General features: G+C 72.5%; 20 protein-coding genes. 7 read left to right on the top strand and 13 right to left on the bottom strand.

The window, feature by feature from the left end; translation table 11 throughout:
• A partial coding sequence (locus G567_RS0110170) for a transposase (protein ID WP_028929901.1) occupies positions 1 to 614 on the top strand: 614 nt, incomplete at its 5' end.
• A gap of 229 nt (positions 615 to 843) precedes the next feature.
• On the opposite strand, the gene arc is transcribed toward G567_RS0110170, so the two are convergent.
• The gene (gene arc, locus G567_RS0110175; RefSeq protein WP_245585623.1) at positions 844 to 2,607 is read right to left on the bottom strand and encodes a proteasome ATPase; all 1,764 of its coding nucleotides are present in this window, start codon (positions 2,605 to 2,607) and stop codon (positions 844 to 846) included.
• Positions 2,608 to 2,821: 214 nt separating this feature from the next.
• Entirely contained in the window at positions 2,822 to 3,676 is an 855-nt protein-coding gene (locus G567_RS0110180; protein WP_373865877.1) for a tRNA (adenine-N1)-methyltransferase, read from the bottom strand.
• Between the two features lie 115 nt (positions 3,677 to 3,791).
• Between G567_RS0110180 and G567_RS0110185 the strand changes: the two genes are divergently transcribed.
• Positions 3,792 to 4,697, top strand: a complete 906-nt coding sequence (locus G567_RS0110185) for a RecB family exonuclease (RefSeq protein WP_037056759.1) — start codon at positions 3,792 to 3,794, stop codon at positions 4,695 to 4,697.
• 22 nt (positions 4,698 to 4,719) lie between these two features.
• On the top strand, positions 4,720 to 5,526 hold the full coding sequence (locus G567_RS0110190) for a thioesterase family protein (protein WP_028929905.1): 807 nt from the start codon (positions 4,720 to 4,722) through the stop codon (positions 5,524 to 5,526).
• A gap of 45 nt (positions 5,527 to 5,571) precedes the next feature.
• Here the strand turns inward: G567_RS0110190 and hisG are convergent, their stop codons facing one another.
• The 3 genes from hisG to metH form a co-directional block, all read right to left on the bottom strand.
• A complete protein-coding gene (hisG, locus tag G567_RS0110195; RefSeq protein ID WP_028929906.1) occupies positions 5,572 to 6,465 on the bottom strand; it encodes an ATP phosphoribosyltransferase in 894 nt (297 codons plus the stop codon).
• A 41-nt stretch (positions 6,466 to 6,506) separates the two neighbouring features.
• Entirely contained in the window at positions 6,507 to 6,770 is a 264-nt protein-coding gene (locus tag G567_RS0110200; protein WP_028929907.1) for a phosphoribosyl-ATP diphosphatase, read from the bottom strand.
• Positions 6,771 to 7,138: 368 nt separating this feature from the next.
• Positions 7,139 to 10,735, bottom strand: coding sequence for a methionine synthase (gene metH, locus G567_RS0110205; RefSeq protein ID WP_084796035.1), 3,597 nt, complete (start codon positions 10,733 to 10,735; stop codon positions 7,139 to 7,141).
• A 67-nt stretch (positions 10,736 to 10,802) separates the two neighbouring features.
• On the opposite strand from metH, the gene G567_RS0110210 reads away from it, so the two are divergent.
• Entirely contained in the window at positions 10,803 to 11,699 is an 897-nt protein-coding gene (locus tag G567_RS0110210) for a PAC2 family protein (protein ID WP_028929909.1), read from the top strand.
• A gap of 71 nt (positions 11,700 to 11,770) precedes the next feature.
• Complete coding sequence (locus G567_RS0110215) at positions 11,771 to 12,856, top strand: MFS transporter (protein WP_261763814.1); 1,086 nt, start codon at positions 11,771 to 11,773, stop codon at positions 12,854 to 12,856.
• A 486-nt stretch (positions 12,857 to 13,342) separates the two neighbouring features.
• Here G567_RS0110215 and G567_RS0110220 read toward each other — a convergent pair whose 3' ends face one another.
• From G567_RS0110220 to G567_RS31960, 3 genes are all read right to left on the bottom strand, one after another.
• A complete protein-coding gene (locus G567_RS0110220; RefSeq protein WP_028929911.1) occupies positions 13,343 to 13,708 on the bottom strand; it encodes a DUF2237 family protein in 366 nt (121 codons plus the stop codon).
• 69 nt (positions 13,709 to 13,777) lie between these two features.
• Positions 13,778 to 14,875 (bottom strand): helix-turn-helix transcriptional regulator, encoded by a 1,098-nt coding sequence (locus G567_RS27990; RefSeq protein ID WP_051232735.1) that lies wholly within the window; start codon positions 14,873 to 14,875, stop codon positions 13,778 to 13,780.
• 27 nt (positions 14,876 to 14,902) lie between these two features.
• Positions 14,903 to 15,400, bottom strand: a complete 498-nt coding sequence (locus tag G567_RS31960) for a hypothetical protein (RefSeq protein ID WP_051232737.1) — start codon at positions 15,398 to 15,400, stop codon at positions 14,903 to 14,905.
• Positions 15,401 to 15,471: 71 nt separating this feature from the next.
• On the opposite strand from G567_RS31960, the gene G567_RS0110230 reads away from it, so the two are divergent.
• Complete coding sequence (locus G567_RS0110230) at positions 15,472 to 16,278, top strand: class I SAM-dependent methyltransferase (RefSeq protein WP_037056705.1); 807 nt, start codon at positions 15,472 to 15,474, stop codon at positions 16,276 to 16,278.
• Positions 16,279 to 16,294: 16 nt separating this feature from the next.
• On the opposite strand, the gene mshC is transcribed toward G567_RS0110230, so the two are convergent.
• The 3 genes from mshC to G567_RS28000 form a co-directional block, all read right to left on the bottom strand.
• A complete protein-coding gene (mshC, locus tag G567_RS0110235) occupies positions 16,295 to 17,533 on the bottom strand; it encodes a cysteine--1-D-myo-inosityl 2-amino-2-deoxy-alpha-D-glucopyranoside ligase (protein WP_028929913.1) in 1,239 nt (412 codons plus the stop codon).
• Positions 17,534 to 17,799: 266 nt separating this feature from the next.
• Positions 17,800 to 18,999 (bottom strand): MFS transporter, encoded by a 1,200-nt coding sequence (locus G567_RS27995; protein WP_147200907.1) that lies wholly within the window; start codon positions 18,997 to 18,999, stop codon positions 17,800 to 17,802.
• Positions 19,000 to 19,010: 11 nt separating this feature from the next.
• On the bottom strand, positions 19,011 to 19,997 hold the full coding sequence (locus tag G567_RS28000; protein WP_037056707.1) for a bile acid:sodium symporter family protein: 987 nt from the start codon (positions 19,995 to 19,997) through the stop codon (positions 19,011 to 19,013).
• An 84-nt stretch (positions 19,998 to 20,081) separates the two neighbouring features.
• On the opposite strand from G567_RS28000, the gene G567_RS0110250 reads away from it, so the two are divergent.
• Positions 20,082 to 20,963, top strand: coding sequence for a LysR family transcriptional regulator (locus G567_RS0110250; RefSeq protein WP_028929914.1), 882 nt, complete (start codon positions 20,082 to 20,084; stop codon positions 20,961 to 20,963).
• Between the two features lie 32 nt (positions 20,964 to 20,995).
• Here the strand turns inward: G567_RS0110250 and G567_RS0110255 are convergent, their stop codons facing one another.
• On the bottom strand, positions 20,996 to 22,945 hold the full coding sequence (locus tag G567_RS0110255; RefSeq protein WP_028929915.1) for a VWA domain-containing protein: 1,950 nt from the start codon (positions 22,943 to 22,945) through the stop codon (positions 20,996 to 20,998).
• A gap of 67 nt (positions 22,946 to 23,012) precedes the next feature.
• Entirely contained in the window at positions 23,013 to 24,176 is a 1,164-nt protein-coding gene (locus G567_RS0110260; RefSeq protein ID WP_028929916.1) for an RCC1 domain-containing protein, read from the bottom strand.
• Positions 24,177 to 24,191 lie beyond the last annotated feature (15 nt).

The following is a 24,191-nucleotide window of genomic DNA, read 5'->3' on the forward strand; positions in this document are numbered from 1 at the left end:
ACCGCGGCCGCACCCCCGCGCAGACCCTGCACGAGCGGCTCACCGGCGCCCCCCGCGGCGCGACCGGCCCGGCCGGCGACACCGCCGCCGCGGTCACCGCCGCCTTCGTCGCCACCCTGCGCGCGATCAACGCGCAGATCGACGCGCTCGCCGCCCGGATCGCCGAGCAGCTCGCCCTGCACCCCGACGCCCCGATCTTCACCAGCCTGCCCCGCGCCGGCACCCTGCGCGCCGCCCGGCTGCTCACCGAGATCGGCGACACCCGCGGCCGATTCCCCACCGCAGACTCCCTGGCCTGCCTCGCCGGCGTCGCACCCTCCACCCGGCAGTCCGGCAAGATCCGCGCCCTCGGCTTCCGCTGGGGCGCGGACAAGCAACTCCGCGACGCGCTCTGCGACTTCGCCGGCGACAGCGTCAAGGCCAACCCCTGGGCCGCCGACCTCTACCGCCGAGCTCGCGACCGCGGACACGACCACCCGCACGCCGTCCGCGTCCCCGCCCGCGCCCGGACCAACATCATCTGGGCCTGCTGGACCACTCCCACGCCCTACGACCCAAGCCGACACCACGCGCTCCAACGCGTCCTCAACCAAGACCAATCGGCCGCGGCTTGACCCAGGGCAACTCATGCCGGGACCGTAATGCGGGTTCCCCCGCGCCGTCGTGAACGGATCGGCCAGCCCGCAATGACGCCCCCCGCGCATCGTGGAGCCATAACGCGCCCCCGGCCGCGTCCTCAGCCGCGTTGTGGAGCCATGACGTCGCTGCCTGGGGCGGGGCGCGCGACCGAACGCCACGAGCGGGTCCCGCCCGGACCGGGCGGGACCCGCTCGTGGCGGTTGGCTACAGGTACTGGCCGGTGTTCGAGGCGGTGTCGATCGCCCGCCCGGTCTCGGCGTTCTTGCCGGTGACCAGCGTGCGGATGTAGACGATCCGCTCGCCCTTCTTGCCCGAGATCCGCGCCCAGTCGTCCGGGTTGGTCGTGTTGGGCAGGTCCTCGTTCTCGGCGAACTCGTCGACGATCGCGTCGAGCAGATGCTGCACGCGCAGGCCCGGCTGGCCCGTCTCCAGCACCGACTTGATCGCCGACTTCTTCGACCGGTCCACGATGTTCTGGATCATCGCGCCGGAATTGAAGTCCTTGAAGTACAGGGTCTCCTTGTCACCGTTGGCGTAGGTGACCTCGAGGAACCGGTTCTCCTCGGACTCGTCGTACATCCGTTCGACCACGCGCTGGATCATCGCGTCGATGCAGGCCTTGCGGTTGCCGGCGAACTCGGCGAGATCGTCGTCGTGGATCGGCAGCGTCTCGGTCAGGTACTTGGAGAAGATGTCCCGCGCCGCCTCGGCGTCCGGCCGCTCGATCTTGATCTTCACGTCGAGCCTGCCCGGCCGCAGGATGGCGGGGTCGATCATGTCCTCGCGGTTGGAGGCACCGATGACGATGACGTTCTCCAGGCCCTCGACACCGTCGATCTCACTCAGCAGCTGGGGCACGATCGTCGTCTCGACGTCGGAGGACACCCCCGAGCCGCGGGTCCGGAAGATCGAGTCCATCTCGTCGAAGAACACGATGACCGGAGTTCCCTCGGACGCCTTCTCGCGCGCCCGCTGGAAGATCAACCGGATGTGCCGCTCGGTCTCGCCGACGAACTTGTTGAGCAGCTCCGGGCCCTTGATGTTGAGGAAGAACGACTTGGCCTCATCCGGATCGTCGCCCCGCACCGAGGCCACCTTCTTGGCCAGCGAGTTCGCCACCGCCTTCGCGATGAGCGTCTTACCACAGCCGGGCGGACCGTAGAGCAGCACGCCCTTCGGCGGGCGCAGCTCGTACTCCCGGAACAGCTCGCCGTGCAGGAACGGCAGCTCGACCGCATCGCGGATCTGCTCGATCTGCCGGAACAGGCCGCCGATATCGTCGTAGGCGACATCGGGCACCTCCTCCAGCACGAGATCCTCCACCTCGGCCTTGGGCACCCGCTCGTAGGCATAGCCGGCCTTCGTATCGACCAGCAGCGAGTCGCCGGGCTTGAGCGGCACCGCGTCCGGGTTGTCCTCGCTCGGGAACAGCGGGTCGGCGAGCCAGACCACCCGCTCCTCGTCGGCGTGCCCGACCACCAGTGCGCGTCCGGCAACGCCGTCCGCGGTGGGCTCGGCCAGCACCTCGCGCAACCCGCACACCTCGCCGATGCGGTCGTAGTCGCCGGCCTCGACGACGGTGAGCGCCTCGTTCAGTCGCACGGTCTGGCCGTTGCGCAGCTCCTCGGTCTGCACGGCCGGGGACACCGCGACCCGCATCCGCCGTCCCGAGGTGAACACGTCCACCGTCTCGTCGGGGTAACGCGCCAGGAACACCCCGTAGCCGCTGGGCGGCTGCGCGAGCCGGTCGACCTCCTCGCGCAGCGCGACGAGCTGGCTGCGCGCCTCCTTCAGGGTCTCGGTCAACTTCTCGTTGCGGGCACTCAGCTGGGAGAGCCTGCTGGCCGATTCCGCGAGCCGCTGTTCCAGAATCCGGGTGTGCCGGGGGGATTCCGTGAGCTTGCGCCGCAGCAGCGCGACCTCTTCCTCGAGGAAGCGGATCTGGGCGCTCGCCTCGGCAGGAGTCAGATTCCCGTGGTCACCCGAGCCGTGCCTGCCGGGACCGTCATCGTAGGGGTTCACGGCGTCCTCCCTCCGTGTTCCGTTTCCATACGGTACCTGCGAACCCGATCCGCAGCCGTGCGGCGAATCGGTGATCCATCACTCAGCCGGACGGCACCTTGACCCGGTACCCATGTCTGCTTTCTGTAGCACGGAGCGAGAGGATACGGCCTACTTCCCTTCAACGGCTCGTCGGCCGACGCTGCGGGCGTGGCGGTACCACCCCTTCGGCGAGGCGTCGGGCCGTCACCAGAAACGCTGTGTGACCGATCATCCGGTGCTCCGGCCGGACGGCGAGCCCGACCACGTGCCACGGCCTGACCAGCGACTCCCACGCCTGGGGTTCGGTCCAGCACTGCTGCTCGCGCAGCGCCTCCATGAGCCTGGACAACTGTGTGGTGGTGGCGACGTAACCGACGAGGACGCCGCCGGGGACGAGGGCCGTCCGGACGGTCTCCAACCGGTCCCAGGGCGCGAGCATGTCGAGTATCACCCGGTCGACCTCGCCGACGTGACTCCGCAGATCGGCGATCTCCAGCGTCCAGTTGGGTGGAATCTCCCCGAAGAACCGTCGCACATTGTGTTCGGCGTTCTCGGCGTGGTCGGACCGGACCTCATAGGAGATCACGCTGCCCTCGGGACCCACGGCCTGTAGCAGCGAGCACGTCAACGCCCCGGAGCCCGCGCCTGCTTCCAGCACCCGGGCGCCGGGGAACACGTCGCCCCACATCAGGATCTGCGCGGCATCCTTCGGGTAGATCACCTGCGCCCCGCGGGGCATCGAGAGCACATAGTCCGGCAGCAGCGGGCGCAGCGCGAGATACGGGGTGCCGACCGGGGAGACGACGAGGCTGCCCTCGGGTTTGCCGATCAGATCGTCGTGGGCGAGCCCGCCGCGATGGGTGTGGTACTGCTTGCCCTCCTCCAGCACAAGGGTGTACTTGCGTCCCTTCGGGTCGGTGAGCTGGACCCGGTCACCGGGACGGAACGGGCCCCGGCGCGGCACGATGCGCGGAGCGGGAGCGGGCTCGGACACGAGGGGGAACGCTATCCGGTGCGGTCGCGGCCACCCCGGCGCACCCCCGACGCCGGCCCGGCCGGGAAGGCCGTACCGACCGGGAGTGTCGGCACCATCCCCTACCGTGATCGCCGTGACCGAGATTGTCGCGACCGCCGGGCAGCCGGCGCCCGCCCGGCGGCGCCCTGCGCTGTCCCCGTCGCGAGCGGGCGACTTCAAGCAGTGCCCGCTGCTCTACCGCTTCCGGGCGATCGACCGGCTGCCCGAGAGGTCCAGCCGGGCGCAGATCCGCGGCACGGTGGTGCACACGGTCCTGGAGCGGCTGTTCGAGCTGCCCGCCGTCGAGCGGGTGCCCGCGGCGGCGAAGGCGCTGGTCGAACCCGTGTGGACCGAGCTTCTGGAGCAGGCTCCCGAGCTGCTCGAGGAGCTGTTCACCGGGCCGGAGGATCCGGAGCTGCCGGGCTGGCTGGAGTCGGCCTGCGAGCTGCTCGATGCCTACTTCCGGCTCGAGGACCCGCGCCGGCTGGAGCCCGAGGCCCGTGAGCTGCTGGTGGAGACCGAGCTCGACTCCGGGCTGTTGCTGCGCGGCTACATCGACCGGCTCGACGTCGCACCCACCGGGCAGATCCGCGTCGTCGACTACAAGACCGGTGCGGCCCCCCGGGAGGTGGCCGAGGCCAGGGCCCTGTTCCAGATGAAGTTCTACGCGCTGGCGCTGTTGCAGCTGCGCGGTGTGGTACCCACCCAGCTCCGACTGATCTATCTGGCCGACGAGGAGGCGCTGACCTACCGGCCCGACGAGGCGGAGCTGCGGCGTTTCGCACGCACCCTCGACGCGATCTGGGAGGCCATTCTGCGCGCCGGCCGCGATGGCGACTTCCGGCCCAACCCGAGCAGACTGTGTGAATGGTGCAGCTATCGCCCGCTCTGCCCGGCCTGGGACGGCACTCCGCCGGAGTATCCGGGCTGGCCGGATCCGGACCGGCCGGACGGGCCCGGCGCGGCCGACGTCGAGACCCTCGTCGAGCGCACCGACTGAGCCGGAAGGCATGATCGGTCGGGTGAGCGAGTTCGAGCCCTTCTACAAGCCGTTGGACGATCCCGAGGGCGCCCGCTTCTTCGCGACCTTCTCCACGACCGGTCCCTGGTTCGCCGACGTCCAACATCTCGGCCCGCCGTCGGCGCTGCTCATCCGCGCCCTCGAACGCTGCGCGCGGGGCCGGCCCGACGGGGCTGCGATGACCCTGACCCGGATCACGGTCGAGGTGCTCGGCCCGGTCCCGGCAGGCGAGGTCGAGGTGCGCGCCGGGGTCGAGCGGCCCGGCCGGACGATCGAGTTGCTCGCCGCGGAGATGACCGCGGGCGGACGGGCCGTGCTGCGGGCGCGGGCGTGGCGGCTCGCGGTCAGCGACACCACGGCGGTGGCCGTCGGTCAGGCCGAGCCGCTGCCCGGGCCGGAGCAGGCTACGGCCCGCCCGGAGCGACCGGACGGCTGGCTGCCCGGATTCCTCGACGCGATGGAGTGGCGCTGGCTCCGCGGGTGGCTGGGCACGCAGGGTCCCGGCCGGGCGTGGATGCGCCAGCGGGTTCCGCTGGTGGACGGCGAGGAGCCCAGCGCCCTGCAGCGGCTCGCTGTCGTGGCCGACTCGGCCAACGGTGTCGCCGCGCCGTTGGACGTGCGGCAGTGGCTGTTCGTCAACACCGAGCTGACGCTGCACCTGCACCGGTCGCCCACCGGGGAGTGGATCGGCGTGGACGCCGCGACGGTCGTCGGCCCGAACGGCGCGGGAACCGTGTCGGCGCTGCTGTTCGACGAGGCCGGGCATACCGGGCGCGCGGCCCAGAGCCTGACGATTCGGCCCAGGTAACGAGGCCTCGTGAGTGCGTAACAGTGTTCTCACACTGTTACGCACTCACGGGTGTCCTGGGCCCCGGCCGTCGACCGCGCGGCAGGAGCGGATCTCGGAGGACAGGATGGCGCGAGCGCCGAGCTCGGCGAGCTGGTCCATCACGGCGTTGGCGCATCGGCGGCGCACCATCGAGCGGACCGCGACCCAGCTCGGGTCGGCGAGCGGAGAGATCGTCGGGGCCTGCAACCCCGGGGTGATCTGCTTGGCCTCCTCGAGCACGCGCAGCGGGCAGTCGTAGTCGAGCATCAGGTACTGCCGGGCGTAGACGACGCCGCGCAGCCGCTCGGTGAAGACCGATTTGGCTCGCTTGACCTCGTCGGTCTCGACACGGTCCGGACGCGGCTCGCGCTCGATGAGCATGGCTTCGGACTCGGCAATCGGCTCACCGATGACCTTCAGCCCGTGCTGGCGCAGCGTGCGACCGGAGGACACCACATCGGCAATGGCGTCGGCGAGGCCGAGCTGCACCGAGATCTCCACCGCACCGTCCAGCTTGATGATCTTCGCACCGATCCGCTTGCCGCTCAGGTGCGAGCGGACCAGCCGCGGGTAGGACGTCGCGATGGTCTTCCCGTCGAGGTCCTCGAGCTTCCAGTCGAACCGCGCGGGAGCCGCGAACCGGAACTTCGACGCCCCGAAACCGAGCGGCAGCACGTCGTGGACCTGGCTGCCCGACTCCTCCATGAGGTCGTGCCCGGTCACCCCGAGCTGCAGATCACCCGAGCCGACGTAGGTCGCGATGTCTTTCGGTCGCAGGTAGAAGAACTCGATTCCGTTCTCCTCGTCGATCACGCTGAGATCGCGCGAGTCGGACCGCTGCCGGTATCCCGCCTCCCGCATCATCGTGGCCGCGGGCTCAGCGAGGGTGCCCTTGTTCGGGAGGGCAACGCGCAGCATGGGTCTTCCTCTTTCCGCTACAACGAGCGTCGTGGTGCGAACTACAGGAACTTGTAGACGTCTTCGAGGGTGAGCCCGCGACCGAGCATCAGCACCTGGACGCGGTAGAGAAGCTGCGAGATCTCCTCGGCGAGCGCGTCGTCGGACTCGTGTTCGGCCGCCAGCCAGACCTCGCCGGCCTCCTCGAGCAGCTTCTTGCCCTGCGCGTGGACACCGGCGTCGAGCGCGGCCACCGTTCCCGATCCGGCCGGTCGGCCGGCCGCCTTTTCGGTGAGCTCGACGAACAGCTCGTCAAAGGTCTTCACGTCGATTATCCCCTTGGGTATCCGCGCCCGCTCGGTGTCAGTCAGTGTTCTACCCCTCGCATCCGCCCACCGTCCGGCAGGCCCGTCGTGCTGCTATCGGATCGCGCGCTGCGCTGGACGGCGCGGCGGGCCCGGCGGTCCCCCAGCTCAGGGCGCTGTCCGAGCGAACCAGCCGACGGTGAGCGGATCTCGGGACAGGCCCAACGGTCGCATGGCGCGGGATCGGCGGAAACCCTGCGGTGTGCGGACGGCCCCGGTAGCCGCCCCGGGATCCTGTGATATTGCTCGCACTGCGCCGTCCCCGCTGATGAGCGTGGCCGGTGAGTGCGTAACAGTGTTCCAACACTGTTACGCACTCACGGGGGGATCTAGCCCGCGTTGAAGTACTTCGCCTCCGGATGGTGCGAGACCAGGGCGTCGGTGGACTGTTCGGGATGCAGTTGCAGTTCCTCGGACAGTTCGACGCCGATCCGGCCCGGCTCCAGCAGCTCGACGATCTTGCGCCTGTCCTCCAGGTTGGGGCACGCCCCGTAACCCAGCGAGTAGCGGGCACCGCGGTAGCCGAGCTTGAAGAACTCCTCGACGTCGGAGGGGTCCTCGAGGGAGACGCTGTCACCGCCGTCGAACGTCAGCTCCTCGCGGACCCGCCGGTGCCAGTACTCGGCCAGCGCCTCGGTGAGCTGCACGCCCAGGCCGTGCACCTCCAGATAGTCGCGGTAGGCGTCCTTGGCGAACAGCTCTGCCGCATACTGGGCTATCGGGCTGCCCATGGTCACCAGGTGCAACGGCAGCACGTCCACCTCACCGTCGGCCACGGCCAGCTCCCGCGGACGCCAGAAGTCGGCGAGGCACAGGTGCCGGTCGCGACGCTGGCGCGGGAAGCGGAACCGGAAGCGCTCGGCCGCGTCGGCCCGCGGCTCGGTCAGGACGACCAGCTCGTCGCGGTCGGCGACGGCCGGGAAGTACCCGTAGACGACGGCCGCGTGGGCGAACACCCCCTCGGTCGCCAGCCGCTCCAGCCAGTAGCGCAGCCGCGGCCTGCCCTCGGCCTCGACGAGCTCGGCGTAGGACGGCCCCGACCCGCCCTTGGAGCCGCGCAACCCCCACTGACCGAGGAACAGCGCCCGCTCGTCGACCATGCCGGAGTACTCGGCCAGCGCGATCCCGCGCGCCACCCGGGTGCCCCAGAACGGCGGCGTGGGCAGCGGGTTGTCCAGCGCGACGTCGGACCGCTCCGGCAGCGGGCCGGCCGCCTCGGCCTCGGCGGCCCTGCGCTTGGCCGCGATCCGCTTGGAGCGCTCGTGGCGGGCCTTCCGCTCGGCGGCCTTCGCCTCCTCCTCGAGATCGAGGGCCGGCGCGTCGCCGCGGGCCCGCGCCATCGTGGCATCCATCAGCCGCAGGCCCTCGAACGCGTCGCGGGCGTAGGAGACCCGGCCTTCGTAGACCTCCGAGAGGTCGTTCTCGACGTACGAGCGGGTCAGCGCGGCCCCGCCGAGCAACACCGGCAGCCTCGTCGCCATCCCCCGGGAGTTCATCTCCTGGAGGTTCTCCTTCATCACCACCGTCGACTTGACCAGCAGCCCGGACATGCCCACCGCGTCGGCCCGGTGCTCCTCGGCAGCGCTCAGGATCGTCGAGATCGGTTGCTTGATGCCGAGGTTGACGACCGAGTAGCCGTTGTTGCTCAGGATGATGTCGACGAGGTTCTTGCCGATGTCGTGCACATCGCCCTTCACGGTGGCGAGCACGATGGTCCCCTTGCCCGCCGCGTCGGACTTCTCCATATGCGGTTCGAGATGCGCGACCGCGCTCTTCATCACCTCGGCGCTCTGCAGCACGAACGGCAGCTGCATCTGCCCGGAGCCGAACAGGTCGCCGACGGTCTTCATGCCCGCCAGCAACGTGTCGTTGATGATCTCCAGCGCGGGCCGCTCCCGCAGCGCCGCGTCGAGGTCCTCCTCCAGCCCGCCGCGCTCCCCGTCGACGATGCGCCGCTCCAGCCGCTCGAACAGCGGCAGCGCGGCCAGTTCCTCGGCCCGGCCTGCCTTCGCCGACGACGCCGTGACCCCGGCGAACAGCTCCATGAACCGGTTCAGCGGGTCGTAGTCGCCCTCGGGCCCCGACCGGCGCCGGTCGTAGACCAGATCGAGGGCGACGGCGCGCTGCTCGTCGGGAATCTTCGACATCGGCAGGATCTTCGACGCGTGCACGATCGCGGTGTCCAGCCCCGCGTTGACACATTCGTGCAGGAACACCGAGTTGAGCACCTGCCGGGCGGCGGCGTTCAGTCCGAAGGAGACGTTGGAGATGCCCAGCGTGGTCTGCACCTCCGGGTGGTGTCGCTTGATCTCGCGGATGGCCTCGATCGTCTCCAGCGCGTCGCGGCGGACCTCCTCCTGGCCCGTGGTGATCGGGAAGGTCAGCGTGTCGACGACGATGTCGCAGACCCGCATCCCGTGGTTGGTGGTCAGATCGCGGATCAACCTGTCGGCCACCTGGACCTTGTGGTCCGCGGTGCGGGCCTGCCCTTTCTCGTCGATGCACAGCGCGACGACCGCGGCCCCGTGCTCACGGACCAGCGCCATCGCCCGCTGGAACCGCGAGCCCTCGTCGTCGCCGTCCTCGTAGTTGACCGAGTTGACGATGCAGCGCCCGCCGAGGCGCTCCAGACCCGCCTTGAGCACCTCGGGCTCGGTGGAGTCGATCATGATCGGCAGCGTGGAGGCGGTGGCCAGCCTGCCGGCGAGCTCGGCCATGTCGGCGGCGCCGTCCCGGCCGACGTAATCGACGTTCAGATCGATCATGTGCGCACCCTCGCGGGTCTGCTCGCGGGCGATCGCGACGCACTCCTCCCAGGCCTGCGCGATCATCGCCTCGCGGAAGGCCTTGGAGCCGTTCGCGTTGGTCCGCTCCCCGACCATGAGCACCGAGGTGTCCTGCCGGAACGGCACCGAGGAGTACAGCGAGCTCACCCCCGGCTCCGGGCGCGGGTGCCGTGCCGCGGGGGTCACCGCCGCGATGGCCTGCGCGACGGCGGTGACGTGCTCCGGGGTCGTGCCGCAGCAGCCGCCGACCAGGCGCAGCCCGTAGTCGCGGACGAACGTGGCCAGCGCCTCGGCCAGCTCGTCGGGGGTCAGCGGGTACTCGGCGCCGCGGGGGCCCAACCGCGGCAGGCCGGCGTTGGGCATCACCGACAGCGGGATGCGGGCGTGTTTGGACAGTGTGCGCAGGTGCTCGCTCATCTCGGCGGGGCCGGTGGCGCAGTTGAGCCCGATGAGGTCCACACCCAGCGGTTCGATCGCGGTGAGCGCGGCCCCGATCTCGCTGCCCAGTAACATCGTGCCGGTGGTCTCGACGGTGACCTGCGTGATCAGCGGGATCCGCCGGCCCTCCAGTTCCATCGCCCGGCGCAGGCCCAGCACCGCGGCCTTGACCTGCAACAGGTCCTGGCAGGTCTCGACGACGCAGGCGTCGGCGCCGCCGGCGAGCAGGCCGCGGCCGCATTCGGTGTAGGCGTCGCGCAGCCGGGCGAAGGTCTCATGTCCCAGCGTCGGGAGCTTGGTGCCGGGGCCGACGGAGCCGAGTACGTAGCGCGGGTGGTCCGGCGTCGTCAGCTCGTCGGCGACCTCGCGGGCCAGGCTCGCCCCCTTCTCGGCGAGCTCACGGATCCGCTCGGCGCTCTGATATTCGGCGAGGTTGGGCAGATTGGCCCCGAACGTGTTCGTCTCGACGGCGTCGGCACCTGCCTCCAGGTAGGCGCGGTGGATCTCGCGCACGACGTCCGGCCGGGTGTCGTTGAGGATCTCGTTACAGCCCTCGAGGCCCCCGAAATCGTCCAGGGTCAGCTCGATGGCCTGCAACATCGTGCCCATGGCGCCGTCGGCGACGACGACACGCTCGGCCAGGGTGTCGAGCAGAGTGGTATCGAATTCGCGGGAAGCCACAGCGGGCGTCTGAGATGCCACGACGAAGAGGTTAGCGGCTCGGGGCCCGGGACCCTCGCAATCGGCCGCTCGGCCGTAGGCTGGACTGATGACCGACCGCGAGCCGCGACCAGGGGCGGAACCAGATCTGCCGGCCCTCACCAACCCGGTGATGATCGCCGCTTTCGAGGGCTGGAACGACGCCGGGGAGGCGGCGAGCACCGCGCTTGAGCATCTCGAATTGAGCTGGGACGCCACCCCGCTGGCGGCCCTCGATCCCGAGGAGTACTACGACTTCCAGGTCACCCGTCCGCATGTCCGGCTGGCCGAGGGGGTGACCCGCAAGATCGAGTGGCACACCACACGGCTGTCGGTGGCCACCCTGCCGGGCACCGACCGGCACGTCGTGCTCGTCAACGGCATCGAGCCGAACCTGCGCTGGCGGACCTTCTGCGCCGAGCTTCTCGGCTACGCCGACCGATTGGGTGTGACGAAGGTCATCACCCTGGGCGCGTTGCTGACCGACACCCCACACACCCGGCCCACTCCGGTCAGCGGCATCTCCTATGACAAGTCCTCGGTGGGCCGGTTGCGGGTCGAGCCGTCCACCTACCAGGGGCCGACCGGGATCGTCGGAGTGTTCCAGCAGGCCTGCGTCGAGGCCGGGATCCCGGCCGTGTCGTTCTGGGCGGCCGTGCCGCACTACGTCTCGCAGGCCCGGGTGCCCAAGGCAGCGGTGGCGCTGCTGCACCGGGTCGAGGAGATCCTCGACGTCGAGGTCCCGCTCGGCGCCCTGCCCGAACAGGCCGAGGAATGGGAACGCACCGTCTCGGAGATGGCCGACGCCGACGACGAGGTGCGCGAGTACGTCCGCCAGCTCGAACAGCAGGCCTCCGAGGAGGAGCGGGCGGATGTCTCCGACCTTCCGGGGTCGAGCGGCGACGCGATCGCCGCGGACTTCGAGCGGTACCTGCGCCGGCGCGGTTCGGGAGGCACGGGGTCCTGAGCCCGGCACCGCCCACACAACCGGCCGGGTCCTCGGTTCCTCGCGTCCGAACCCGGCTCTCTCGGGCCGGTCTGTACGCGGGCGCGTTCCTCGGCCCGTTCGGCGGCGGGGTCACCGTCGCGATGCTGCCGGAGCTGGGGACCTCGTTCGCGGTGTCCGCGGAGGCGGCGACCGGGTCGTTGACGGCGTACCTGCTGCCGTTCGCGGCGGTGATGCTGGTGTCGGGCACCCTCGGCGAACGGTGGGGCCGGCGGCGCACCGTCGTCGGCGCCTACCTGCTGTATGCGGTGGCGTCGGTGGCCTGCGTGCTGGCGACGACGTTCTCGCTGTTCCTGGTCGCCCGCGCGGCACAGGGCATCGCGAACGCCTTCACCACCCCGCTGCTGCTGGCCGCGCTGGGCGCCGCCGCGCCGCCGGAGCGGCTCGGGCGGGCGCTCGGCTGGTTCGGGTCGTTGCAGGCCGCGGGCCAGACCTCGGCGCCGCTGGTCGGCGGCCTCACGGCCGAGCTCGACTGGCGCTACGCCTTCATCGGCGTCGCGGCGGTGGCGGTGCTGCTGGCCGCGGTGGGCATCCCGGCCTCACCCGCAGCCGCCGGGGCGGCGCGACCCTCGCTGCGTTCGGCGTTCCGGCCCGCGGTGCTCCGGCTCGGCGTCGTCGCCGCTGTCGGCTGGGGTTGCCTGTCCGGGCTGGGGTTCCTGGTGGCGCTGCGGCTGGAGGATGCGTTCGGCGTGGGGGCCGGGCCGCGGGGGCTCGTGCTCACCGGCCTCGGGGTGGCCGGGTTGCTGAGCGCCCGGCTCGTCGGCGGCGGGGTGGATCGGATGGGTCCGCGGCGATGCGTCCTGCTCGGCGCGCTGCTCGGGGTCGGGCTGGTGCTCGGGCTGGGGTTCGCCCCGGTCGTCGGGCTGGTCGCGGTGCTGTGGGCGGTCGGCGGGGTCGCGACCCAGCTCGTGCTGGTCGGGGTGAACGCGCTGACGCTGAGCTCGTCGGAGGCCAATCGTGGGGGGGCGATGTCGGTGGTGCAGGCCGTCCGCTTCGGCGGCGGGGCGCTGGCCCCGGCGGTGATCACCCCCGTGTACGTGGCCGATCCACTGCTCGCCTTCCTGCTGCCCGCGGCGCTGCTGGCGCTCGTGGTGCCGGCGGCGGTCCGACGCGCCTGAGCCGATGGACGGCTTGCGTCGAGGCCCGGCCAACGGCATTCCTCGGGGAGGAATCCGTGGAGATCCGGGTCCTCGGGCCCATCGAGATCTGTGCCGATGCGCGGCGGCGGGTCGGCGGTCGCTGGTCGCCGTGCGGGCGGTGCACGCCAACCGGGTCTGTCCGTCGAGCGAGCCCGCTGCCGGCCCCTTGTCGACCACATGTGCCCGGCTCCCCACGCCGCTCTGGGTGGCGGCACGTACATGATCGATAAGAATGGGACATGCACCGTACTCCTGCGACGTATGTCCCGTTTTTGGCGATCACGCTCGGGTAGCCGTTGCCGCATCCCGCCCACCACCCATGATCACCGGATCGGCGGCGGGAACCGCGGCGTTCGCGGCTCTCCGCTCCCAAACGGCGATCATCCTCGGGGCCTGGGCCTGGGCCTGGGGCTGGGCGCGGCGTCAAACTCGCCCGCCGGGCCGCGGAGCCGGGCTCAGCGCCGATCACGGCTGCGGCACCGCGTGCCGGCGCAGGTCGGCGAGATCGACCCACTCCAGCGTGCGTGCGTGCGTCGCCTCCAGCACCACCGGCGGCGCGACGCCCGCCGCGTGCGCCTCGGCCCACCGCTGCGCGCACAGGCACCAGCGCTCGCCCGGTGTGAGACCGGGGAACCCGTACTCCGGGCGCGGGGTACTCAGGTCGTTGCCCGCCGCGGCGCTGAACTGCAGGAACTCGGCCGTCACCTGGGCGCACACGGTATGCACCCCGCTGTCCTCCGAGCCCGTGTCGCAGCAGCCGTTGCGGTAGAAACCCGTCATCGGCTCGGTGCCACAGCTCGCCAACTCCTCGCCGAGCACATTGTGCGCCATGTCATCCCCTCCCGTGAGTGCGTCACAGTGTTCTAACACTGTGACGCACTCACAGTCCGTGTTGAGCAGCTATCCGACCGGTCGTTGGGCCTCCGCGTGCGCGGCGGCGGCGGCCCGGTTCCGGACGCCGAGCTTGGTGAGCACATGGCTCACATGGTGGGACGCGGTCTTCGGGCTGATGTGCAACCGCTCCGCGATCTCCGCGTTCGACAAACCCAGCCCGACCAGGCGCAGCACCTGCTGCTCGCGCTCGCTGAGCACGCCGAGCCCGCGTGGACCGGTCCTCCCGGCGACGCCCAGCGCCCGCAGCAGCGCGGCCGCAGCGTCGGCGTCGGGTCCCGCTCCCGCGGCGTCGAGGCAGGCCAGCGCCGCGCGGGCGGCCGCCACCGCGGCCTGCGGACGGGACGACACCAGGGCACGGGCGAGCTCGACACGGGCCCGCGCGGCCTGCAGCGGATCCTCGTCGAGGACGAACCGCGACACCGCCCGCTCCAGCGCGTCGACGGCTCCCGCGACGTCACCCGCGGCCAGCGCGACCCGGCCGGCGGCGAGGGTGGCCTCGCCGCCGGCCTCCATGCAGGCGGCAGCGGCCGCCGCCCCGGCCACGTCGCCGAGGTCCAGCCGGGCGCGGACCAGCAGCGCGAGCGCCGGGACCGCCGCCGACCCGGCGACCGAGACCATGCCGTCGGCGGGCCGCCCGACGGCGGGACCACAGCGGCGTTCGAGGACCGCGGCCGCACCCGCCGCGTCGCCGCGGGCCAGCCGGACCCCGGCGGCGGCCGCGGCGGCGGCCGGATGCCCCGCACACCGCTCGACGAGGACCTCGGCCTCCTCCAGCCCGCCGCGGGCCAGCCGGACCTCGGCGAGCGCGGCGAGCACCTGCGCCCGCCACAGCGGACCGGCCCCGTCGGCCGCCTCGAGCGCGGCCCGCAGCTCGGCCTCGGCCCGCGCCAGCTCCCCCGCCCGCACCAGCACCGCGCCGTAGAGCACGCGGCAACGCACGTACAGGTACGGCGAGCCATAGCGCGCCGCGAACTCCTCGGCGACCCGGCACCACTGCGTGGCCCGGCGCAGGTCCCCGGCGGCGGCGCAAGCGTCGAGCATCTCGCAGCTGGTGAACGCCGTGGTCTCGTGCCGCGCGCACTCGCGGGCCAGCGTGCCGGCCATCGCCTCGTCGACGAACGCGAGCCCCTCCTACACCCGCCCGGCGAGGACCAGAGCATGCCCGATCGTGCTCAGCGCGCACAGTTCCAGGTCGGTGTCGCCGTGGCGGACGCCCGCGTCGAGCGCGCTGCGGGCGCGGTCGAGCGCGCCCGGGTCGGCCGGCGCGAGATACGCCCGCATCACCTGCACCCAGGCCCGGGGCACGCCCTCCGAGGCCAGTCGCTCGGCGCGGCGGAGCCAGCCGGCGGCCACCGCCACGTCCCCGTAGTTCGACTTGAAGGTGCAGCACAGGTCGAGCGCGACGAGCACCGCGCTCGCATGGTCGCGGTTGCGGCGATATCCGGCGAACGCGGCGGTGAGCAGTTCGACGTGCCGGCGCTGCTGGCCCAGCCACCACAGCGCCGTGCCGAGGCCGTGCAACGCCTCCGCCGTGGCGTCCTGCGCCACCACAGCGGTGAAGGCCTCGGCCGCGTCCTGCCACCGCCCCCCGGCCAGGGCCGCCCAGCCGGCCGCCACCGGATCCGGCATGCCGGACATCGTCCCACGGAATAGGTCACTCGCCCGATGCTCGGCTCCGCCGGCGGCCCCATCCTCCCGGCATGAAGACGACCACCCAGACCTTCCAGCTCACCCCCGCGGCCGCCGAGACCTACGAGGCCGCGTTCGTCCCGGCGTTCTTCGCCCAGTGGGTGCCGCCGCTGCTCGATCTCGCCGGCGTCGGGCCGGGTCAGCGGATCCTCGACGTGGCGTGCGGGACCGGCATCGTCGCCCGGCTCGCCGCGGACCGGGCCGGAGACGGCGCCGTCACCGGGCTGGATCTCAACCCGGCGATGCTCGACGTCGCCCGCCGGGTGCGTCCCGGCATCACCTGGTGCCAGGGCGACGCGGTCGAGCTGCCGTTCCCGGACGGATCGTTCGACGCGGTGCTGTGCCAGATGGCGTTGATGTTCGTCCCGGACCCCGAACGAGCGGTCGCAGAGATGGTCCGGGTCGCGGCGCCGGGCGGCACCGTGGGCATCGACGTCCCGGCGGCCCTGGCAGATCAGGAGGCGTTCGCCCCGTTCGTCGCGATGGCCGCCGGGCACGTCGGCCCGGCCGCCGCCGACCTGCTGACCGCCTACTTCCGCTGCGGCGACGTCGAGCGCCTCGATTCGTTCCTCCGCGGCGCGGGGCTGGCCGACCTGACCGTGCGCACGGTGACCGGCCGCTACCGCTTCCCATCGGTGGACGCGGCGGTGACGACCGAGGTGGAGAGCACCCCGTTGGTCGAGCGGCTCGACGCGGCGACCTACGCGCGGATCCGCGCCGGTGCCCACGAGGTGTGGCGATCGTTCCTCACCGCGACCGGCGAGCTCGACGCGCCGTTCGCGACGCATCTCGTGGTGGCCCGCAAGCCGGCCGGTTGACCCGCGCCGCCGGCGTTCAGAGCGCGACGCCGAGCAGCGCGTCGACGGCTGTGCGGACCAGGGCCGGTGCCGCGCGGTCGCCGCCGCGCCGCTCCAGCGTCGCGGCCGCCCACGCGTCGACCGCGGCCAGCGCTCGGGGGCTGTCCAGGTCGTCGGCGAGGTGGGTGCGCAACCGCGCCACGAGGTCGTGGGCGGGTTCGGCGGCATCGAGTGCGACGGCCTCGCGCCAGCGGGCCAGCCGGGTCTGCGCCTGCGTCAGCAGCGCCGGGGTCCATTCCCGGTCGGTGCGGTAGTGCCCGGCCAGCAGCGCGAGCCGGATCGCGTTCGGGTCGACCTCGGCGGCCCGCAGCTTGGAGACGAAGACCAGGTTGCCCCGCGACTTCGACATCTTCTCCCCGTCCAGGCCGATCATCCCGGCGTGGGTGTAGTGCCGGGCGAACGGATGCACGCCGGTGTGCGCCTCGGCGTGCGCCGCGCCGAACTCGTGGTGCGGGAAGATCAGGTCCGAGCCGCCGCCGTTGAGGTCGATCTGGGTACCCAGCCGATTCAGCGCGATCGCCGTACATTCGACGTGCCACCCCGGGCGGCCCGCGCCGAAGTCGGACTCCCAGGACGGCTCGCCGGGACGCGCCATCCGCCACAGCAGGGCGTCAACGGGGTGTCGTTTGCCGGGCCGGTCCGGGTCGCCGCCGCGCTCGCGGGAGAGCTCGATCATGGTGGCCTCGTCGTAGTTCGACTCGTAACCGAAGTTCCCGGTGACCGCGGAGTCGAAGTAGACGTCGGGATATTCGGCGTCGTCGATGCGATACGCCGCGCCCGCGGCCAGCAGCTTGCCGACCAGCTCGGCGATCTCCGCCATCGCCTCCACCGCGCCGATGAAGTGCCGGGGCGGCAGGACCCGCAGCGCCTCCATGTCCTCGCGGAACAGCGCCGTCTCGCGCATCGCCAGCACCACCCAGTCGTCCTGGTCGCGGGCGGCGCGTTCGAGCAGCGGGTCGTCGATATCGGTGACGTTCTGCACGTAGTGCACGTCGTGACCGAGGTCGCGCCACACCCGGTGGACGAGGTCGAAGGCCAGGTAGGTGGCGGCGTGGCCGAGGTGCGTGGCGTCGTAGGGGGTGATGCCGCAGACGTACATCAGCGCTTCGGGCCCCGGTGCGGTGGGCCGGACGAGTCCGGTGGCGGTGTCGTGCAGGCGCAGCGGCGGGCCGCTGCCCTTGAGCCGGGGAACGTCGACCGGAGCCCAGGATTGCATGCGACCCAACTTACGCGGTGGATACCGCGAATCGGATGTCCGGGACGGGTCACCACCACTGCTCGGGCAGCCGCGCCCCGGTATCGCGCAGGTGACCGGCGCGCGCAGCCGGGGCAGAGCCTGCGGACCTGTCCCTCGTCGTCCCGGTCGCTGCCCCAGGCCAGCGCCGAGGGATCCGTCCGGTCGCGCCGGCTACCGCAGATGTGGCAGGTCTCCCGGGCTCCATGGGATCGATGGTGCCCGAAATGACCGCCCGAACCCGCTGATCATCTGCGCCGCCGGCCTCCGTCGGCGGGATCCGCTGGTCGCACGCACAGGAAAGGGAGTGCGGCCATCAGCACGATGACCCAGACGGCGACCGGCAGCGCGATGATCTCGGCCAGCCCACCGATGACGCTCGGGCCGATCAGGAATCCGATGTACCCGCCGGTGGACACCGCGGCCAGCGCCGGGGCGGCCCGGCCGCCGGTGGCGCCCGCCTCCGCGAGCAGCGCGGGGAACGTGACCGAGATGCCCGCGCCGAGCAGGGTGAACCCGACAACGACGGCGGCGATCGCGGCCGGTCCCGGGCCGAGCGCCTCGGCGACCGCGAGCCCGGCGGCCAGCCCCGCCGCGCCACCGCCCGCGAACCAGCGGATGGTGCGCCGCCGCCCCAGCCTGGCCAGCACCCGGTCGCCGACGAGCCGGCCCAGCGTCATCGTCGCGGAGAACGCGGCGAACCCCGCGCCGGCGGCGACCACCCCCGCCCCCAGCGACTCGCGCAGCAGCACCGCCGACCAGTCCGCCGTCGAACCCTCCGCGAGCAGCACCGCGAACGCGGCGACCGCCAGCGGTATCAACGGTCCGCGGGGCAGCGCGAACACCGGGACCGGCGGCGCGTCGTCGGGGACGGCCGGGTCGGGCAGGAACGCTCGCGACAGCGGCAGCACCACCGCCAGCGACAGCGCACCCAGCGTGAGGAACTGCACGAGCAGCGGAACCTCGCGTCCGGCCGCGATGCTGCCGATCAGCGTGCCGGTGAGCGCTCCCAGGCTGAACACCGCGTGGAACGACGACAGCACCGGCCGTCCGTAGGCCTGCTCGACCGTGACCCCCTGGGCGTTCATCAGCACGTCCAGGCCACCCATCGCCATCCCGAACCCGAACAACGCCGCCCACAGCGTCGCGGTCCCGCCGGCCAGCGCGATCGGCAGCGCCGAGGCGAAGAACAGCACGACGGCGAGGCGCGTCGTGCGCGCGCTCCCCCACCGCGCCGCGACCCCGCCGGCCAGCGGCAACGTGACCAGCGACCCCATCCCCGGCGCCAGCAGGGCCAACCCGAGCACGCCGTCGGAGAGTCCGAGCGCGGCCTTCGCCTCCGGGATCCGCGGCGCCCACGAGCCGAACAGGGAGCCGTTGACGGCGAAGGTGGCGGCGACGGCGAGACGGGCCGACCGCGGTGGTGAGCCGACCCGGGATTCCCGCACGACCACCGGTCCTACCCGACCGCCACGGGGCGGGCATCCGCAATCCCGTCCCGTCGGGCCAGCCGCGGCGCCAACGCGGCGCCGACCATGAGCTGGAGCTGATGGAACAGCATCAGCGGGAGCACGACGAGGCCGACGGGCTGCCCGGCGAACAGCACGCTGGCCATCGGCAGGCCGGCGGCCAGGCTCTTCGTCGATCCGCAGAACAGGATCGTGATCCGGTCGGCGCGCTCCAGGCCCAGCGCCCGCGACGCGACGACGGTGACGAGCAGCATGACGGCGAGCACCGCGGCGTCGACTGCGAGCAGCACACCGATATCGGGCAGTGTGAGCTGTCGCCAGATCCCGGCGACCATGCTCGCGCTGAACGCGACGTAGACGATGAGCAGGATCGAGCCCCGGTCGACGACGCCGAGCAGCCGGCGGTGCCGCCCGATCCAGCCGCCGATCCACGGCTGCAGCAGCTGGCCGAGCAGGAACGGGGCGAGCAGTTGCAGTCCGATGTCGAGGAGGGCGCGTCCGGAGGACCCGCCGTGGGCGGCCAGCAGCAGGCCCGCGAGCAGCGGCGTACCCACAACGCCCGCGAGGTTGGAGAACGATGCGGCGCACACAGCGGCCGCGACGTTGCCGCGGGCGACCGAGGTGAACGCGATCGAGGACTGCACCGTCGAGGGCAGGCAGCACAGGAACAGCACCCCGATCGCGAGGTGCGGGGACAGGATCGACGGCGGCAGCAGCTGTACCGCCAGGCCGAGCAGGGGGAACAGCACGAACGTCGCGAGGAACACGCTGCCGTGCAGCCGCCAGTGCCGCAACCCGGCGAGCGCCGTGCGCGGGGCGAGGCGGGCGCCGTAGAGGAAGAACAGCACGCCGATCGCGACGGTGACGACGTGCCCGGCGAGGGTTGCCGCGCCACCGCGGGCGGGCAGCAGGGAGGCGACGCCGACGGTGGCCAGCAACAGCAGCAGGTACGGGTCCAGGCGCAGGCGACGTAACACCCGTCCATGGTCGCCCCCGCACGGCGATGCGGAAACACGCACGGCGAACTGACTGTCATCACAGATCCCGATAAGCTGGGCGGGGTGTTCGATCCGGTGCAGCTGCGCTCGTTCCTCGCCGTCGCACAGACGCTCAGCTTCACCCGCGCCGCCGAGCGGCTCGGGGTCCGGCAGTCGACGGTCAGCCAGCACGTCCGCAAGCTGGAGGCGGTGGCCGACCGCCCGCTGTTCGACCGCGACACCCACAGCGTCGCCCTCACCCCCGACGGCGAGGCGATGCTGGACTTCGCACGCAACATCCTCGACACGACCGAACGCGCGCTCGCGCACTTCAGCGGGTCGCAGGTGCGCGGCCGGCTGCGGTTCGGGGTGTCGGAGGATCTCGTGCTGACCCGGTTGCCGACGATCCTGTGCGAGTTCCGGCTGCGCCATCCGCTCGTCGACGTCGAGCTCACCGTCGGGCTCAGCGGCACCCTCCAGGAGGCCCTGTCGAGGCGCGAGCTGGATCTGGTGTTCGGGAAGCGGGCCCCGGGGGAGACGCATGGCACGCGGGTGTGGCGCGACCGGTTCGTCTGGGTCACCGGCCCCGACCTGCCCCGACTCGGCCCGGACGAACCGGTGCCGCTGGTCGCCTACCCGCCGCCGAGCATCTCCAGGGCCGCGGCCGTGACCGCGCTGGAGGGCGCGGGGCGGGCGTGGCGGATCAGCTGCACCAGCGGCAGCCTCAGCGGCCTGCGCGCCGCCGCCCTGGCCGGGCTGGGGGTCTGGGCGCACGCCGAGTCGCTGGTCCCGGCCGGTCTGGTGCCGGCTCCGTCGCGGGCCAGGCTGCCCGAGCTCGGGTCGTTCGACTTCGTGCTGTTCACCGTGGGCCCTGTCGCCGATGGCCCGGCGGGCGCGCTGGCCGCGACCATCCTCGCCGCAGGCGACCGGCTGCACGACGTTCCCGCAGATCAACCGCGCCGGTGAGTGTGTAACAGTGTTCTAACACTGTTACACACTCACCGGCGCCGGAGGCGCAGGTAGTCGGCGACGACCTCGGCGCCCAGCCCGTCGAGGGTCGGGGCCACCACCCGCCCGCCGCAGCGGCGCGCCACGCCGTCCATGAACGCGGCCAGCCGCGGATCGTCGCCGAGCACGAAGAACGTGAACGCCGCATCCTGCCCGGTGAGCCGGTCGACCTCACCGATCGTCGCCCTGATCGTGTAGGGGCTGGGCGGATAGTCGAACAACGCCTCCCCGCCGGGGGTGAGGTGGGCCGTCGGCTCCCCGTCGGTGACGACGAGGACCACCGGGGTCGCGTCGGGATGCCGCCGCAGATGCCGTCCCGCCAGCAGCAGCGCATGGTGCAGGTTCGTGCCCTGGGCGTAGGCGCCGTCGAGCCCGACCAGTTCGCCGAGCTCGACGGTCTGGGCATGCCTGCCGAAGGCGATCAACGACAGGTCGTCGCCCCGGAACCGGGTGGAGATGAGCTGGTGCAACGCGAGCGCGGTGCGCTTCATCGGCAGCCAGCGACCCTCGGCCACCATCGACCACGACGTGTCGACCAGCAGCGCCACCGCGGCCCGGCTGCGCTGCTCGGTCTCGACGATCTCCACGTCGGTGACGTCCAGCCGCCGCTCGTCCCCGCCCGCCCGCCTCAGCTGCGCGTTGATCAGCGTCCGGGGCACGTTCCAGGCCTCGGTGTCGCCGAACGTCCACGGCCGGGTCGCCCCGGTCGGCTCGCCGGCCGCACCGGCGCGGCGCGTCTCCCGCTCCCCGCGGCGCCCGCCGATCCGGTCGACGACCTCGCGCAGCGCCGATTCGCCCAGCCTGCGCAGCGCCTTCGGCGAGAGCTGCAGCGAGCCGTCGGCCGCCCGCTCGAACAGGCCCTGGCGGGTCAGCTCGTGTTCCAGCTCGGCCAGCCGGTGCGCATCCACCCGTGCCTGCTCGCCGAGCAGGGACTCCAGCGCCTCCAGATCGACGTCCTCCAGCCGGGCCCCGGGGTAGCTCTGCGCGAGCTGCTCGGCCAGCGCGTCGAGCTGGGCCAGCTCCTCCATCGCCCGGGTGGCCTCGCCCATGCCCAGCGGGTTGTCCCCGCGGAACCGGCCCGAGCCCGTCCAGTCCTCGCCGGGGCGCAGCCCCTGCAGCTGGGCGTCGAGCTGCGCGAGGGACTGCGCCAGCCGCGGGTCGCCGAAGGCCTGCTGGGCCAGCTCGGCCAGCTCGGCGCGCTGCCTGGCCGACATCGAGTTGAGCATCCGCTGCGCGGCGGCCGCCCTGGCGGCGAGCAGGTCGATCAGCTCGTCGGTGGTGCGCGGGTTCTCCGGGAAGAACTCGCCGTGGCGGCGCATGAACCCGGCGAACTGCTCGGTGGTGGCGCGGCCCTGGGCGTGGTTGGCCAGTAGCGAGTTCAGGTCGTCGAGCATCTCGCGGATCCGCTCGACGTCCTGTGGAGTGGCGTTCTGCAGCGCCTCCTTCATGCCCTGGAAACGCTGGTCGAGCAGCTCCCGGCCGAGCAGGTCGCGGATCTGCTCGTAGGCCTCCCGCGCGGAAGCGGACTGCCAGTCGTAGGAGTCGAGCTCGCGGACCGCCCCGCCGGTGTCCGGGGGCAGCGCGTCGAGCTGCATCTCGCGGAACCGGGCGTCGTCGGTGTCGCGGCGGGCCAGCTCCGCGCGCTCGGCGTCGAGCGCACGCTGCAGCAGCTCGCGAAGCTCCTGCAACGTGCCGTCGAGCCGGTTGTCGCGCTGCAGGTCGCGGCGGCGCTGCCACACCTGCCGGGTGAGGTCGTCGAGGCCGCGCCGGCCGTCGTGCCCGCGGCGAAGCAGCTCCTGCAGCGCCTGGCGCGGCGAGGCACCCTCCATCACGTCGCGGCCGATCTCCTCCATCGCCGCCCGGACGTCGAACGGCGGGGCGAGCGGGTCGGGCCCGTCGAGGTAGGGGCCGTACCGTACCCGCCGTTCTCGCCTGCGCACCTCGTCCACGTTACGCCGGGAGGGGCCAGACCACCCGGGTCCGCGGGGCGCGGCGGGTGTGCCGGAGTCAGCCCGCCAGCAGGGCGTGGTGACCGGACACCATCACCGCGGGGCCGGGGAGGTCGATCCGCATCGGCGCCGTCACCGCCCCCGACGCCAGGTCACCCAGAACCAGCCCCGACCCCCATGCCCACAGCCCGCCGTCGCGGTCGATCGCGTAGGCCGTCAGCCCGTAGGCCCCGATCCACCGCGCCGGCGGCAGCCCCGGCACCCGCCGCGGGACCGTCGAGACATGGTCGGAGGTGTCGCCCTCGCCCAGCACCCCCTGCGCTCCGCGTCCCCACGCCCAGACCGCGCCCGCGCCGTCCAGGGCGAACGCCACGTCGGTCCCCGCGGCGACCTGCACGATCCCGCTCAGCGACCCGACCCGCACGGCGCTGGGCGTCTGTCCGCCCCGCGGCTCGACCCCGAGCAGACCGTGCACGTTGTTTCCCCACGCGCACACCTCGCCCGCCCCGGTCGCGCCGATCCCGGCGCCGCCGGCGTTGGCGATGCTCACCAGCCCGGGGCGGTCCCGCAGAGTACGGACCTTCGTGCCCTGCCGATCCCCGAGGACGTCGGTGAGGTTGATCCCCCAACCCGTGACCCGCCCGTCGGTCCGTAGCGCGAGCGCCTGCAGGTCGCCGGTCGCGACGTCGACGACCCGGGAGACGCCCGGCACCGGCACCGGGGACGGCTGCGCCTGCTCCCCGCCGCGCACCCCGCCGTTCGCGAGAAACGCATCGCCCCAGATCAGCACGGTCCCGTCGGCCCGGACGACGACGAACGCCGAGCCCACGGGATGCACCGAGACGGCGTCGGTGATTCCGGGCACCGACCGCGGCGCGGTGACGACGTGCCGTGCGCGCACGCCGTCACCGAGCGAGCCGAGGTGGCCCAGCCCGTAGGCCGACACGGTGCCGTCGGTGCGCACGACCGCGACCGTGTGCCCGGTGTCGGCGACGGAGACCACGTCGTCCCAGCCGGGGATCGGGCCGGTGACCTCCGGCGTGGAGAACGCCGGCGCGAACGCGACCACCTGCCCCGGCGCATGCCGGACGGGCAGCGGGGCGGCGTCGGCGTCGGTGCAGCGGGGTGCGGTGAGCACCGCCCGGTCGGCCGCGCTGCAGCCGGAGAGCACGCCCAGCGCGGCCGCTCCGGCGAGCACCCGGACCATCATGCGTCGGATCATGGGCGGGAGTCTGCC

It is taken from the genome of Pseudonocardia asaccharolytica DSM 44247 = NBRC 16224, from assembly GCF_000423625.1.
Taxonomy (GTDB): Bacteria; Actinomycetota; Actinomycetes; order Mycobacteriales; family Pseudonocardiaceae; genus Pseudonocardia; species Pseudonocardia asaccharolytica.

Bases quoted from the DNA above. Each gene is read 5' to 3' on its own strand.
- G567_RS0110260 (WP_028929916.1), bottom strand. From the start codon at position 24,176: ATGATCCGACGCATGATGGTCCGGGTGCTCGCCGGAGCGGCCGCGCTG.
- G567_RS0110220 (WP_028929911.1), bottom strand. From the start codon at position 13,708: ATGGCGCACAATGTGCTCGGCGAGGAGTTGGCGAGCTGTGGCACCGAG.
- hisG (WP_028929906.1), bottom strand. From the start codon at position 6,465: ATGCTGCGCGTTGCCCTCCCGAACAAGGGCACCCTCGCTGAGCCCGCG.
- G567_RS27990 (WP_051232735.1), bottom strand. From the start codon at position 14,875: ATGGCCGGCACGCTGGCCCGCGAGTGCGCGCGGCACGAGACCACGGCG.
- G567_RS0110210 (WP_028929909.1), top strand. From the start codon at position 10,803: ATGACCGACCGCGAGCCGCGACCAGGGGCGGAACCAGATCTGCCGGCC.
- mshC (WP_028929913.1), bottom strand. From the start codon at position 17,533: ATGCAATCCTGGGCTCCGGTCGACGTTCCCCGGCTCAAGGGCAGCGGC.
- G567_RS0110230 (WP_037056705.1), top strand. From the start codon at position 15,472: ATGAAGACGACCACCCAGACCTTCCAGCTCACCCCCGCGGCCGCCGAG.
- G567_RS31960 (WP_051232737.1), bottom strand. From the start codon at position 15,400: ATGCCGGATCCGGTGGCGGCCGGCTGGGCGGCCCTGGCCGGGGGGCGG.